Annotated in this window: 14 protein-coding genes; 7 read left to right on the top strand and 7 right to left on the bottom strand. The window is 60.9% G+C overall.

Annotation, left to right across the window (positions count from 1 at the left end; genetic code table 11):
- Nucleotides 1-66: 66 nt before the first annotated feature.
- The 3 genes from ACSQ3I_RS07920 to ftsE form a co-directional block, all read right to left on the bottom strand.
- Nucleotides 67-789, bottom strand: coding sequence for a YdcF family protein (locus ACSQ3I_RS07920; protein WP_435998317.1), 723 nt, complete (start codon nucleotides 787-789; stop codon nucleotides 67-69).
- Between the two features lie 65 nt (nucleotides 790-854).
- Nucleotides 855-1,883, bottom strand: coding sequence for a cell division protein FtsX (locus ACSQ3I_RS07915; protein WP_435997683.1), 1,029 nt, complete (start codon nucleotides 1,881-1,883; stop codon nucleotides 855-857).
- Complete coding sequence (ftsE, locus tag ACSQ3I_RS07910; protein ID WP_165823460.1) at nucleotides 1,876-2,535, bottom strand: cell division ATP-binding protein FtsE; 660 nt, start codon at nucleotides 2,533-2,535, stop codon at nucleotides 1,876-1,878. Before ftsE ends, ACSQ3I_RS07915 begins: the two co-directional genes overlap by 8 nt.
- A 212-nt stretch (nucleotides 2,536-2,747) precedes the next feature.
- Between ftsE and ACSQ3I_RS07905 the strand changes: the two genes are divergently transcribed.
- The 6 genes from ACSQ3I_RS07905 (at nucleotide 2,748) to ACSQ3I_RS07880 (ending at nucleotide 6,962) form a co-directional block, all read left to right on the top strand.
- Entirely contained in the window at nucleotides 2,748-3,434 is a 687-nt protein-coding gene (locus ACSQ3I_RS07905) for a hypothetical protein (protein WP_435997680.1), read from the top strand.
- Between the two features lie 46 nt (nucleotides 3,435-3,480).
- The gene (hpt, locus tag ACSQ3I_RS07900; protein WP_109459324.1) at nucleotides 3,481-4,023 is read left to right on the top strand and encodes a hypoxanthine phosphoribosyltransferase; all 543 of its coding nucleotides are present in this window, start codon (nucleotides 3,481-3,483) and stop codon (nucleotides 4,021-4,023) included.
- A gap of 127 nt (nucleotides 4,024-4,150) precedes the next feature.
- Nucleotides 4,151-4,510 (top strand): response regulator, encoded by a 360-nt coding sequence (locus ACSQ3I_RS07895; protein WP_109459323.1) that lies wholly within the window; start codon nucleotides 4,151-4,153, stop codon nucleotides 4,508-4,510.
- A 442-nt stretch (nucleotides 4,511-4,952) separates the two neighbouring features.
- A complete protein-coding gene (locus ACSQ3I_RS07890; RefSeq protein ID WP_435997677.1) occupies nucleotides 4,953-5,381 on the top strand; it encodes a hypothetical protein in 429 nt (142 codons plus the stop codon).
- Between the two features lie 18 nt (nucleotides 5,382-5,399).
- On the top strand, nucleotides 5,400-6,392 hold the full coding sequence (locus tag ACSQ3I_RS07885) for an amidoligase family protein (RefSeq protein WP_435997676.1): 993 nt from the start codon (nucleotides 5,400-5,402) through the stop codon (nucleotides 6,390-6,392).
- Nucleotides 6,393-6,572: 180 nt separating this feature from the next.
- On the top strand, nucleotides 6,573-6,962 hold the full coding sequence (locus tag ACSQ3I_RS07880; protein ID WP_435997674.1) for a hypothetical protein: 390 nt from the start codon (nucleotides 6,573-6,575) through the stop codon (nucleotides 6,960-6,962).
- Between the two features lie 61 nt (nucleotides 6,963-7,023).
- Here ACSQ3I_RS07880 and ACSQ3I_RS07875 read toward each other — a convergent pair whose 3' ends face one another.
- Nucleotides 7,024-7,428, bottom strand: coding sequence for a hypothetical protein (locus tag ACSQ3I_RS07875; protein ID WP_435997672.1), 405 nt, complete (start codon nucleotides 7,426-7,428; stop codon nucleotides 7,024-7,026).
- Between the two features lie 185 nt (nucleotides 7,429-7,613).
- Here ACSQ3I_RS07875 and ACSQ3I_RS07870 point away from each other — a divergent pair, with 185 nt between their 5' ends.
- A complete protein-coding gene (locus ACSQ3I_RS07870; protein ID WP_435997670.1) occupies nucleotides 7,614-7,991 on the top strand; it encodes a hypothetical protein in 378 nt (125 codons plus the stop codon).
- Nucleotides 7,992-8,148: 157 nt separating this feature from the next.
- Here ACSQ3I_RS07870 and ACSQ3I_RS07865 read toward each other — a convergent pair whose 3' ends face one another.
- From ACSQ3I_RS07865 to lptM, 3 genes are all read right to left on the bottom strand, one after another.
- Nucleotides 8,149-10,803: a TIGR02302 family protein gene (locus ACSQ3I_RS07865; RefSeq protein ID WP_435997669.1), complete on the bottom strand. Its 2,655-nt coding sequence runs from the start codon at nucleotides 10,801-10,803 to the stop codon at nucleotides 8,149-8,151.
- Nucleotides 10,804-10,962: 159 nt separating this feature from the next.
- The gene (gene lysA, locus ACSQ3I_RS07860; protein ID WP_435997667.1) at nucleotides 10,963-12,231 is read right to left on the bottom strand and encodes a diaminopimelate decarboxylase; all 1,269 of its coding nucleotides are present in this window, start codon (nucleotides 12,229-12,231) and stop codon (nucleotides 10,963-10,965) included.
- A gap of 12 nt (nucleotides 12,232-12,243) precedes the next feature.
- Nucleotides 12,244-12,435 carry an LPS translocon maturation chaperone LptM gene (gene lptM / locus ACSQ3I_RS07855; protein WP_435997665.1) on the bottom strand — a complete coding sequence of 64 codons (192 nt, stop codon included), beginning with the start codon at nucleotides 12,433-12,435 and terminating at the stop codon, nucleotides 12,244-12,246.
- Nucleotides 12,436-12,485 lie beyond the last annotated feature (50 nt).

The raw sequence follows: 12,485 nt of genomic DNA, 5'->3' as shown, positions 1-12,485 counted from the left end.
GCGGCTTCCTTGGCACGGTTGCCGTGTGCCTACACGATATCGCGGCGAATCAAAAGCGCATCCGTCTCAAGATTTGAGCCCGGCCGAGGCGGGTGGGTCGTCGGCGCGCAATCCTGTCCTGTCGCCATAACCGGTGAAATCGCGTGCCGAGGCGGCGATGATCTTCACATATTCGACGATCAGGGCCCGAAGCACGTCGGGATCGGCAAACCAGTTCTTCGCTTTCAGGTCCGAGCGGACGACGGGATAAGGAACGAATTCCGTCTGCGGGTCGAGCCGGCGCAGTTCGAAGAGGCTGCGCGGCATGTGGTAGTTGTTGGTCACCACCAGCACCCGCTTGTAGCCGCGGTCATGGATCCAGCGCACGGTCTCGGTGGCATTGCCGATGGTGTCGAGTGCTTCGTAGCCGATATCGACGCAGCAGGAAAACAGGTCGTCGGAGCTCTTGGTCAGCCGGCGGATCTGGGCGCGCGAGGTGGCGGGATGTACGCCCGAGATGAGCAGCCGCTCGCCGGCACCCGAACGCAGAAGCTCCACCGCCTGGTCGATGCGCTGCGAACCGCCGGTGAGGACGACGATGGCGTCGGCCTTGGCCTCTGAGGGCGGCGCAAGCGCGGTGACGCGATCGGCAAACCACAGGAACCCGGCAAAGGTCGCCGCCGCCAGCAGGATGGTGAAGATGCCGAGAATGCGCGCCACACGCCGGATCGGTCCGCGCCGCGCCGGTTTCTGTCCGGGCGGGGCGCTACGCGAAATCAAAAAGTCGGTCTTGCGCGTGATGCGGCTCATCATGGTGATTCGTGAATATCGGGAGATTGCGGCGAGGAACAGGCCCTTTCATGTCGCAGCAGGATCTAATCCGGAAGATTATCGCTCCGGGCCGGGTCGGAGCGGATGAGGTCGATTTCATCGATGGTACGCATCACCGTGATGCGGGCCGTCAGCGTCGTCAGAAGGGCGATGACCAGCATGGTGGCGAAGATGCCGAGATAGCCCATCCAGCCGATGGAAAAAGTGCCGAACAGCGCCGTCGCCTGATCGGTCTGTGGCGTTGCCAGCGTCCGCCCTTGCCAGAAACTGGCCGCCGCGAAGACGAGCGCTGCAAGGATGCCGCCGGCCGCGGACCCCTTCAGGCTGATCTTCAGGAAATGCATCTGGAATTCCTTGGCGACGAAGGAGGCCTCGGCGCCGACGAAATGCAGCACTTCGACGATATGCCGGTTGCCCGACAGCGTGCCGCGGGTGGCGAAGACCACTGTCAGCACCATGGCGACGAAGACCAAAGACAGGATTGCCGTGCCGATCAGCACCGTGGTCCGCGCCATGGAAACCAGCCGGTCGACCCAGGTGCGGTGATCGTCGAGAAAGGCTTGAGGAATTTCGCGCGCCAGCTGCGCCCGCATCGCCGCAAAATCCGGCGGGCTGGTTTCGTCGATGGTGACGATCACCAAGCGCGGCACCGGCAGTTCGGCAAGGTCGAGGCCGGTGCCGAGCCAGGGCTCGAGCAGGCGGGCCGTCGCCTGGTCGTCCATGATCTTGCCGTCCCTGGTGCCGACGAATGACAAGGCGAGGTCGCGTGCCTTGATCAGTGCCGCATCCATGTCGAAATTTTCTTCCGGCTTGATCTGGATGGTGATCTCGCGGGAAATCTGGCTCTGCCAGCTTGCGGCGGTGGCGCGCACCATGCTGACGCCTCCAAGCGTCAGGCAGGCAAGGAAAGACATGATGGCGATCACCACCATCAGCGCATTGCCCTGGATGTTGGAGGGCGGCACGATCGGGCCTGTCGGACGCACGCGCATCGGCGGCCGCCGGGCAGGCTGGGCCTCCGGTGGCGGTGTCACGGCGTTCGGCTTGCGCCGCGTGGGGGTCGGCTTATTCATAAATATCGAGCCGTCCCTCGGTGAGGATCATGCGCCGGGCATCGACCTGGTCCATCAGGCCGAGGTCGTGGGTGGCGATCACCACGGCGGTGCCTAGCCGGTTGAGCTCCATGAACAGGTTGAGCAGCCGCTTGGCCATGGGCGGATCGACGTTGCCGGTGGGTTCGTCGGCCAAGAGCACTTCCGGCCGGTCGATCAGTGCCCTCGCGATGGCGACGCGCTGCTTTTCTCCGCCCGAAAGCACCGGCGGTAGCACGTTGATGCGTTCGCCGAGGCCGACCCATTTCAACAGTTCCAGCACATCCGTCTTGTAGGACGATTCGTCCTTGCCGCGCACACGCAGCGGCAGAGCGACGTTTTCATAGGTGGTCAGATGGTCGAGTAGGCGAAAATCCTGAAAGACGATGCCGACGCGCCGGCGCAGCATCGGCAATTCGTTGCGCGGAATGCGCGAGACGTCGCGCTCGAACATGCGAATCAGTCCGCGCGTCGGCTTCAGCGACATCAGCAGCAGGCGCAGCAGCGTCGTCTTGCCAGCGCCGGAAGGGCCGGTGAGAAACTGGAAGGAACGCTTCGGAATGTCGAAGGTCAGGTCCCGGAGGATTTCCGGTCCCATGCCATAACGCAAGCCGACATTCTCGAAGTGGATCAAGGGGCAGTCCAGTCCTCAAAGGGTGAAACAGGGGAATATGTTAACGAAGAGGGTTAACAGCCGGTAAAGATCCCTCCCAGAACGCCCAAACCCGGCATGCGTTTCCGAAGCATTAACCATTTGAATTTACGACTAGGCAGGATTCGTTTCAATGCCTGGTTCGCCGGCGCGTCGGAACGGCAAGGCTCACATGGGTAGAAGGCACGCAAACCATGGCGACATTCCGGCCCCGGCAGCATTCAAACGCGGCGCGATACGATTTTATCCCGCCGGAAAAAGGGACCTCCGCCCGCAAGGCCTCAACGAACCGCAAGACGGATATCGTCGATGCGGAATTCGTCGTCATTCGCGATCCGCGGCCGAGGAACACCTCATCCTTCCGCTACAACGACAACAAACCGTCCCGCGCGCTGCAGCCGCATAACCCGCCAGCATCGCGGCTTGCGATGCTGGCGCGATTGCTCGTCGGTTGCGAGCGTTTGCTGCGGCGGGTGCCGGAACGCGCCTTCACCGGCCTCGTCGCGCTGTTGTTCGTCATCGTTTTCGGTGTCAGCGGCGGCTTTTATGGCATTGCCGGCGCCAGCACGCCCGGTCCGGCCTCGGTCAAGCCGCTCGACATCACCCATGTCAGCCTGACGCCACAGGATGCCAACGGCATGCGGGTGCTGCTGGTCAACGGCATCGTCGAGAACCGCACCGAGGGCACGATGGCGGTGCCCGGCATTCGCGCCGACCTGGTTTCCGGCGACAGGCTGATCGCCAGCACCATCATCGAGCCGCCGGTGGGCGAGATCGATGGCGGCCATAGTCGCGGTTTTTCGGCCCGGCTGCCGCATCTCGGTGGAAAAATTCCCGACATCCGGCTTTCCTTCACCGAACCGGGTGTGTCGCGCCCCTGAACGTGCTATCGCGGTCTTCCCCTTTTTATCAGGAGCGAAAGACCATATGCCTGTTGTCCGCGGAAAGATCATCGAACCGCTCTTCACAGCCGAGCAGATCGCCGAACGCAACCTGTCGATGGCGGCACAGATCGCTGCCGGTCCGACGAGCGACCTGCTGGTCATCGCCATCCTCAAGGGGTCGTTCATTTTCGCCGCCGACCTGATCCGGGCGCTGCACGATACGGGTCTGGCGCCCGAGGTCGAATTCATCACGCTGTCCAGTTATGGCACAGGTACCGTGTCCAAGGGCGTGCGCATCGTCAAGGACATCGACAGCGATGTGCACGGCCGTGACGTGCTCCTGATCGACGACATTCTCGAATCCGGCCGGACGCTGCGTTTCGCCAAGGAACTGCTGTTCGAGCGTGGCGCCCGCAACGTCACCATCGCCGTGCTGCTCGACAAGCGCGTCAAGCGCCAGGAGCAGCTGGAGGCGGACTATGTCGGCTTCGAATGCCCGGATTATTTCGTCGTCGGCTACGGTATGGATGTCGCTTATGCCTTCCGCGAATTGCCGTTTGTCGGCGTCGTCACCGGAGACGCGTGAACGAAAGCCGGACATCGGTTGTTAACCATGGGGCTCCGCTTGCCGGGGCTGTTTACCGATCGCAAAGAAAACTCTGGTGATGTCCCTCGTGGGGCATGACAAGAAAACAGACGGAGCGATGCAACCCATGGCGAAAATCCTGATCACCGAGGACGAAGATTCCCTGCGCAGTTTTGTGGCCCGGGCCCTTCGGCTGGACGGGCACGAGACCTATGAGGCCGCCGACGGCGCCGAAGGGCTCGAGAAGCTGCAGGACGGCGCTTTCGACCTGCTTCTCTCCGACATCCGCATGCCGGTCATGGACGGCATCGAACTGGCCCACAAGGCGGCTTCCGCCTATCCCAACATGAAGATCCTGCTGATGACCGGTTATGCCGAGCAGCGGGAACGCGCCGACGACCTGATGGAAAAGATCGTCGACGTCGTCTCGAAGCCGTTTGCCCTGCCGGATATCCGCAAGGCCGTGGCGATGGCGCTTGCGGCCTGAGGGGTAGAGCCGCCGGTTTCGGCCATTTGGGTCCGCATATGCCGGAGCAGGGAGACTGCTCCCGCAGGCGCAGTACTTTCGTGACTATGACGTTTGAAAATCAAATTATTGAAATATAAAATTTATCTTATTGTTTGTGATTATGTTCCCTGAAAAATGGAACCTTTTCCAAGAATTGCAACATTTTAAGTTGCAGTCATATTCCTACAATTTCCGTCTGAGCTCCGAATTTTTTAAAGGCGGCATACGTTCATAATCCGGAGTTCCTTTCCATCAGGAGATCCTCGAAGCTCTTCTATTGCGGATGCACTTGACAATACGCAATTGGATAGCTTCGGCGTCGGTAAAATGTGTAGCGGGTTCGCTCAATCGTGGCCGCGCTCGCCAATGCTTGTCGCGGTTGCCCGGAATCATCATTCATCGGATCGTTTGGGAGTTCGACATGGACAAAAAACTAGCCTTCATCAGTCTCGTGGGAGCGGGGTTAACCGTCGCGCCGCAGATCGCTCTTGCCGGTGCGGAGGAAGATGCCTTCGTCAAGGCGGGTTACACCGTTTGCGACGCCCGACTTATCGCGATCAGCTGGAAGGACAATGATATCGCCGCGATGACCAAAATGGCGGGCCAGAAAATCATCAACGGTTATGAAAACCAGGTGAAGGACATCATCGCCGAGGGCCGCACGGCAAATGGCGGCAATCTGGTGATTTGCCCGGCCGAAGATGTCTATTCGTCCGCCGACATCGAACTCTTTGCTGCTTACTGGGATGTCGGAAGGAGCGAAGGCCGGAAGATGATATCGGAAAAGCTTCTCGGAGGGGACAAGGGGTCCATCGACGACGCCATTACCGAGCAGAAGGGCAAGGGTTGAGTCTGTCGGGGACCGTCGATGCAAACGATCGACTGGACCGTCGGATTCGAAATCGAGCTTTTGGCTCCCCCGAATTCCAGCCGGCGTGACTTGGCTGAAGAAATCGCGCGCTGCGAGGGGGCAAATGTAAGGCGATTGTTTTACCCGCAGGCGGAAATCAGTGCCGTCACCAACAAACCGGTGTTCGAAACATTGACACTCGGGTGGGAGGTTCTCGGCCATGACGGCCGGCCGCTGGCGCGTTTCGTGGACGACCTGACGCTTCAGGATGATCTCGATCGAACCAGCGCGCCGAAGCCGGGGTGGTACCGCATACTCGGTGACGATCTGCGGCTGATGAGGCTGCTCGGCAGGCATTGTGACGCGGCAGCGCCGATCGATACGGTTCTCGAACCTGCCCTGGCGCTGTTCGGAGGCAGCATCGCGGTAAACGAGGACGGGTTTTACAAATTGCTGGATTCGGGTCGCGATCCGGTCGCCATTGCTGCGCCATTGCCCGGCGAGCGGGAGAGGGCTTGCGAAATCATAAGCCGGCCGTTGGTCGCGGATCACCTGCGGGCGCTTGAAAAACTGCTCGGACCCGCAGGCAGGCTCGGGTTCGAATTGCCCGCCGAAGGGGCAGTTCATATGCATTTCGATGCGTCAAAGCTCGCAACGACTGCGGCAATGGGACGGCTTGTTCGATTTTTCCACCGGGAACGGCAGGCGTTGCGGGAACGCTTTCGGCCGAATCCCCGTTGCCGCCGCCTTGGTGGATGGTCACAGGATCTGGTCGCGCTTGTCGAGAGCCCTGGGTTCGACGAACTGCCCTGGGAGGAAGCGCGGCGCCGTATGGCGAAGACGGGTCTCACGAAGTTTTGCGATTTCAACATAACGAACATCGTCGATATGGATCCTGAAAAATTCACCTTCGAAGTGCGCATTCTACCGCCAACGCTCGACAGCGGCGAGATCGCTGCTTCTGCCGCTTTTTTCGCCTCGGTCCTGCGCGAACTCTCGGCGCCAGACTGATCTGGCCGATGCGAAAAAACCTATATTTCAGAGTGAAGTCTCTGGAAAAGTGGCGGGATTTCGCAATAAAAAAATTAAAGGCATTGTTGTCGTGCTTAAAAATATGTGAATACTTCAATTTACCCAATACAATCGCGTTCAATTGAGAGATGAGATCATGGAGTCAATGGGAGGAATTGAATGATGACTATATATGCCTCGTTTCGTATCCTGATATGCGCTGCAAGTCTTTCCGTTTCTGCTGTTTGTGCCTATGCGAGTCCGGACGGGGTCTGGAGATGCAAGGCATCCGGCAACATTCCGATTGCACTGCTGACGATCAGCGGCAGCAACTACGATATGCAGGCTGTCAGTGACTCGAACTGGACACTCAAATCCGGCGATTCCTCCAGCGGCAGCGGTGGCTTGGACATCCAAGGCAACAGCGTATCTCCAACCTCCGGTCCGCTTCTCGATATCTATGGTGCGGTTGGTACCTATTGCGGCACGAACGATGCCGGTTGTTCCGGTGAAGCGTTGTTATTGAATTCCACCAAAAACGTGGCTCTCGGCTGCTGGCGCGACGGCTGATCCCTCGCGGGTGCTGCTGGCCGCGTGCTCCTGGCAGGGGAGGAAAGCGGCCAGCCTACGGTTAACCGGCTGGCTGACAGGGTTGCAGAGTGATGATCATGAAGGAATCGTTGGCCTCCTGGAACCGTCCAGTGAAGGTAACCGGCGAGCCCTTCGTATAGGCCGCAAATTTGTCATAGGCTGCCGTGTCGTCGCGCGGAAAGGTACAGACTGCTTTCCAGCTGTTGAACTTCTGGCCTTCGAGATAGATGCTGACCGTGTTGCCGTAGCCGGTGTCGGAAAAGGAATCGAACGTTCCTGAAACGGTAATATCCTTGCCGCGGAACTTGGCGACGACAGCCGGCTTTCCTTGCTCGAGCGCGAAGGCTGCAAGCTCTTCGTTGGTGTAGGTTTCCTGAGCCAACGGTGCCGTTGAATAAAGTCCGGCAGAAACAATCAATACAGAAAATAAATATGACCGGAACATGCATCTTTCTCCCTGTAATGTTTCGCTATACATTTCACAATTGATGCTATATGAACAAATTTATATTTCAAGTGTTTGTTGGAGATACTGTTGTTGAGGTTTTGGCCTAAAGAAGATTCGGACCTGGTTTCAGGAGCGGGGTGCTTGACGCCGTTTCGCGCAATCCGTATCGTCGGACGCAGGTGATGGATCTGCCGGAACTGTCCCGATTGCTGGCATTGTCGGCGCTTTCCCTTCCCGCCGTGCTGCTCTGGCGAAATCTCAGGCGCGCAGCGCCCGCTTCGGCAAGACGTTACATGTTAGGAATAATCGGCATGACGGTCTGGGCCATCGTCGGCGTCTTTGTTTTTGCCGCTATATTACCATCACCAGCGGGCAAGGATGTGGTTGTGGCGGCCATCACCTTTCTTCTCGCCTGGCTGGGTCTTTCCATTGCGGCTTTTGTCGGTTGGGGTGCGCCGGTGGGCATTTCTCCGCGACCGGGATCCACCGTCCTGATCGGAGTCATGAGCGTTCTTGCCCTGCTGGTTGTGGCATCTTTTGCCTATGTCGCATGGGCATAAGTGCCGTATCCGGGGTGTTTGGCTTATCAGTGCGGTCCGCTCGGCGGTCACAACGGCTGCAGGACGACCGCTCTTCTCCGAAACGCTCTCTTTTTGCTTCTACGCGATTCCAGCAAAATAGCTCCACACTCCTTTGCTGGAACTGAATTAACCCGCGTCAGCGGATGTCCAGCAAACGTTCCAGGTAACGGCGCTCGAATTCGGCGGCGGGGTTTTCGCCCAGCCGGCGGCGGATCGATTCGAGGATTTCACGTGCCCGCTGGATGTCGATCTCGTCAGGCACCTTGACCTGGTCGCCGAAATCCGGGCCTTCGGCGCGGCGTGGACGTCCCAGCGGATCGCGGCCGTTCTGGCCGCCTTCGGCGCTGCCCTGTTCCTGGCCTTGGCCCTGACCCTGCTGGGCCTGCATCATCTGGTTCATCATGTCCTGGGCGCCCTTGCGCAGCGCTTCCAGCGCCTTGCCCTGGCCCTGGACGGCGCGTTCGCCCTGGCTTTCGCCGAGCGCCTGGCCGGCGCCTTTCATTTCGCGGCCAGCCTCGCCAAATCCTTCGCCGGGCTGCATGCCGAGTTCCTTGAGGCCCTTCTGCAGCTCTTCCAGCTTCTTGCCGAGGCCGTCCTGCTGTGCGCGCAATTGCTTCAGCGCCTCGCGCAACTGTTCGGCCGTCATGCGGTCGAGGTCCTGTTGCTGGCCGTTCTCGCCCTGTTGCGACTGTTGCTGCTGTTCGCCCTGCTGGCCGTCAGGCTGCATCTGGTCGAGGAATTCGCCATCCTCGCCTTCACTATCGGGATCGCCGCGCTGCATGCGGTCGCGCAAGGCCTGGTCGAGCTTGAAGGTGTCGTCCATCAGCCGCTGCTGGTCGCGCAGGATTTCGCCCAGCTTGTCGATCTGCTGGCGCATCTGGCTGTTCTGTTCGCCTTGCTGGCCCTGCTGCGGCCGGCGGCCGGCCTGCAGGTTGTTCATCATCCGCTGCAGCTCGGAGAGCATCTGCTTGGCAGCATCGCGATTGCCGGAGCGTGCCAGATTTTCCAGCTGGTCGAGCATGGCCTGCAGATCCTGCTGGCGCAGCACGTTGCGCGGCGTCTCGTTCTGGTTCTGGGCTGAATTGTTGTTGCGCATCTGGTCGGCCATGGCGGAGAGGTATTCGTCCATCGCCTTGCGCAGCTCATCCATCAGCTTCTTGATTTCGGCGTCGGATGCATTGCGGTCGAGCGCATCGGCCAGGGCCTGCTGCGCATCGCGCAGCTTGCGTTCGGCAAGCGACAGATTGCCGTCCTCGATGCCGAGGGCGATTTCCCAGAGATAGTCGGCGGTTTCCTTCAGCATGTCGCTGTTGCGCGACAATTGCATGCGGGTGCGGGCCGATTCGATCAGCAGGTAATGCGTCAGGTTGGGGATCGTCTCGTCGGCGCGCAGCGTCAGCGCTTCGTTGAGCGCGATCGCTTCCGGCAGCTTGCGCACGTCGAGCGAAAAGATCTGCCGCTCCTCGGCGACGGCGGCGGCCAGCAACTGGCTGAAATTGCGCGACGGCAGCACCATCTCGTGCGGCGGGCTGCGGCCGGTCTGGCCGGCGGCATCCGTGGCGACCAGCGTGACGCGCACCCGTTTGCCCGAAAGCGGATGTTCCGTCAGGTTGCGGCTGGTCAGGCCCTTGATCTCGCGGGAATCGCGCCGCGGCAGATCGAGTTTGTATTCCGGCAGCGGATAGAGCGGCAGCGCACCGGCATCGGGTTGATCGACGGGTTCGATTTCGGCATGGGCCGACTGGATGCCGTAATCGTCCTTGGCCTTGAAGCCGATCTCCAGCGCGCCGTTGATGCTGCGGCGCGGCATGCCGTCGAAGGCGATCTCAGGCCCCTTGTCGGGAATGACGTTGAACTGCCAGTTGCGACCGCCGACATCCAGCGTGCCGCTTTCAGCAAGCTTCATCAGGTGATTGCGGGCGGCGGTGGTATCGACAGGGGTCTCAGCTGCCTTGTCGGCGGCAGGCTCCTCAGTCTTCTTCTTGTCGCCGTCCTGCAGCGTCAATTCGACAGGGGCGGCGTTTTCGCCCTTGAACAACACCTTCTCGGTACCGTCGCCGCCGGTGATGCGCACGGTCAGGTCGGAGAATTGCGGCACGTCGAGTTTTGTCGCCGCCGCATCGTTGCCGGTCAGGTAGAGCGGTGCGCGGCCGGTATAGGAGGGCGGTGTGATCCAGGCGTCGATGCGCATGTCCGGCCGCATGGCGGGTGTCGTGTGCTGGGTCACGGCGTCTTCGAGCGTGCCGGAGCCGTTGGAAAACGAATAGGCGAAGCTGGTGACGAGCAGCAGCGCCGGAACGATGCGCAGCGCAAAGCGGTCATGGCTGGCGATATCCGGCTGCGGCAGGCCGGCATCGAGATCGGCGATGCGGGCGGCCATGCGCGTCTGGTGTTCCTGCCACAGCGCGCGGGCGAAGGGCGATTCCGAGGCGAGCCGGTCGGCCTGCACCGAAACGGGCTGGTGCGGCAGGTTGTTGCGTTCTTCGAGCAGGCGGTCGGCCTCGACGGGTTTCGGCCAGCGCAGGCGGGCAAGCGGCAGCAGCGCGGTGAGGAACGAAAAGACGAAACCGAAGAGGATTACCCAGCGCAGCCAGTCCGGCACGAAGCGGAACAGGCCAAACCAGGAAAAGGAGAGAAACAGCGCCAGAATGCCGAGCGGCAGCATCGTCAGCGGCAGAACCCGTTCCGTAAGCAGCACCAGGCGGGCAAGAAAGCGCTTGGTGCCGACGCGGCGCGCAAGGGCGGAATGCTCTGGAACGGCACCCGTCAATCCCTGGCGGGGTGTAGTCATGCGGCCTGTCTCCTGATCCGGCGCTCGTAAAGTCCGCAATTTGCGCGGGTCGAAGCGGTGTAACGGCGCTTTCAGGATAACATTGTTTGTGGCGAAGGCGAGGGCAAGGGCAAAAATGCCCTCACTTTTTCGTGTCTGACCGCCGGAACGTGTTCGAACTCAGCCGAGCCAGGCGGGCATGGAATCGAGGCCGATCAGCTCCTCGTAGGAGGTGCGCGGACGCACGACATGGAAATCGTTGCCCTTCACCAGCACCTCGGGGATGAGCAGGCGACTGTTGTAGGTGCCGGCCTGCACGGCGCCGTAAGCACCGGCGGAACCGACGGCGATCAGGTCGCCGGGCTTGGGCTGCGCCATTTCGCGGTCGAGCGCCAGATAGTCGCCGGTCTCGCAGACAGGACCGACGACGTCGGCCTTGATGCGCGGCGCGCTGGCGGCGGTCAGCCTGACCGGGCGGATCTCGTGATAGGCTTCGTAGAGCGTCGGGCGGATCAGGTCGTTCATCGCCGCATCGACGATAACAAAACTCTTCTGGCCGCCGTCCTTCACATAGATGACTTCGGTGACGAGAATGCCGGCATTGCCGACGATCAGCCGGCCCGGTTCGGTGATGACCTTGCAATTGAGGTCGCGAAGCTGGTTCTTGACGATGTCGGCATAGGCATCCGGCAGCGGCGGCGGGCTGTTGTCCTCGCGGTAGGGAATGCCGAGACCGCCGCCGATATCGACGTGGTCGATCACATGGCCGTCGGCCCGCAGCGTCGTCACCAGCTCGCGCAGCAGCCGGAAAGCATCCTCGAAAGGCTGCAGTTCGGTGATCTGGCTGCCGATGTGCATGTCGATGCCGGTGACGTGGATGCCCGGCAGGGTGGCGGCGTGCGCATAGACGGCACGGGCGCGCTCCCAGGAAATGCCGAACTTGTTTTCCTTCTTGCCGGTCGAGATTTTCGCATGGGTGCGGGCATCGACATCGGGGTTGATGCGGAAGGAGACAGGCGCCTTCTTGCCGGCCTTGAGGGCGCGCTGGTTGAGGATTTCCAGCTCCGGTTCGGATTCGACGTTGAAGCAGTAGATGCCGGCTTCAAGCGCGGCATCCATCTCCCGCGGCGTCTTGCCGACGCCGGAGAACATGATGCGGCTGGCCGGCACGCCAGCGGCGAGCGCCCGGCGCAATTCACCTTCCGATACCACGTCGATGCCGGCGCCGAGCCGGGCGAGCGTGCGCAGCACCGCCTGGTTGGAATTGGCCTTCATGGCGTAGCAGACGAGCGAATCGAGATCGGCGAAGGCCTGGGAGAACACCTTGTAGTGCCGTTCCAGCGTTGCCGTGGAATAGCAGTAGAACGGCGTGCCGACAGCCTTGGCGATGTCGGGGATGGCCACGCCCTCGGCGTAAAGAATGCCGTCGCGATATTCGAAGTGGTTCACGGGGATGACCTGTCAGAGAAGAGGATCGAGAATGAAGGGCTTGTCCGCGACCGGGGTGGCCTCGGTGTTCGACCTCTGGTTCTGTTTGTCGACCGGCGTGCTTGGCGGGTCGAGATCGCCGCGACGGCCACATCCGCTGGCAACCAGGCCGACGACGGAAAGTACCGCCGCTACACGGATGAGAGTTCGCAAGGTCATCGGCATGAAATCCTCTTCGGAAACTTGAAAAAGCCGGTCCTTCATAGCGAAGTTTG

Origin of the sequence: Rhizobium sp. LjRoot30, from assembly GCF_964253915.1 — a bacterium.
Lineage (GTDB): Bacteria > Pseudomonadota > Alphaproteobacteria > Rhizobiales > Rhizobiaceae > Metarhizobium.
The sequence above is the reverse complement of the archived record's forward strand: the minus strand, read 5'-3'. Positions and strand labels throughout refer to the sequence as shown.

What these genes read in the sequence shown, in the direction of transcription:
- ACSQ3I_RS07920 (WP_435998317.1), bottom strand. Translation starts at nt 789, where the DNA reads ATGAGCCGCATCACGCGCAAGACCGACTTTTTGATTTCGCGTAGCGCC.
- ACSQ3I_RS07915 (WP_435997683.1), bottom strand. Translation starts at nt 1,883, where the DNA reads ATGAATAAGCCGACCCCCACGCGGCGCAAGCCGAACGCCGTGACACCG.
- ACSQ3I_RS07905 (WP_435997680.1), top strand. Translation starts at nt 2,748, where the DNA reads ATGGCGACATTCCGGCCCCGGCAGCATTCAAACGCGGCGCGATACGAT.
- hpt (WP_109459324.1), top strand. Translation starts at nt 3,481, where the DNA reads ATGCCTGTTGTCCGCGGAAAGATCATCGAACCGCTCTTCACAGCCGAG.
- ACSQ3I_RS07895 (WP_109459323.1), top strand. Translation starts at nt 4,151, where the DNA reads ATGGCGAAAATCCTGATCACCGAGGACGAAGATTCCCTGCGCAGTTTT.
- ACSQ3I_RS07890 (WP_435997677.1), top strand. Translation starts at nt 4,953, where the DNA reads ATGGACAAAAAACTAGCCTTCATCAGTCTCGTGGGAGCGGGGTTAACC.
- ACSQ3I_RS07885 (WP_435997676.1), top strand. Translation starts at nt 5,400, where the DNA reads ATGCAAACGATCGACTGGACCGTCGGATTCGAAATCGAGCTTTTGGCT.
- ACSQ3I_RS07880 (WP_435997674.1), top strand. Translation starts at nt 6,573, where the DNA reads ATGATGACTATATATGCCTCGTTTCGTATCCTGATATGCGCTGCAAGT.
- ACSQ3I_RS07875 (WP_435997672.1), bottom strand. Translation starts at nt 7,428, where the DNA reads ATGTTCCGGTCATATTTATTTTCTGTATTGATTGTTTCTGCCGGACTT.
- ACSQ3I_RS07870 (WP_435997670.1), top strand. Translation starts at nt 7,614, where the DNA reads ATGGATCTGCCGGAACTGTCCCGATTGCTGGCATTGTCGGCGCTTTCC.
- ACSQ3I_RS07865 (WP_435997669.1), bottom strand. Translation starts at nt 10,803, where the DNA reads ATGACTACACCCCGCCAGGGATTGACGGGTGCCGTTCCAGAGCATTCC.
- lptM (WP_435997665.1), bottom strand. Translation starts at nt 12,435, where the DNA reads ATGCCGATGACCTTGCGAACTCTCATCCGTGTAGCGGCGGTACTTTCC.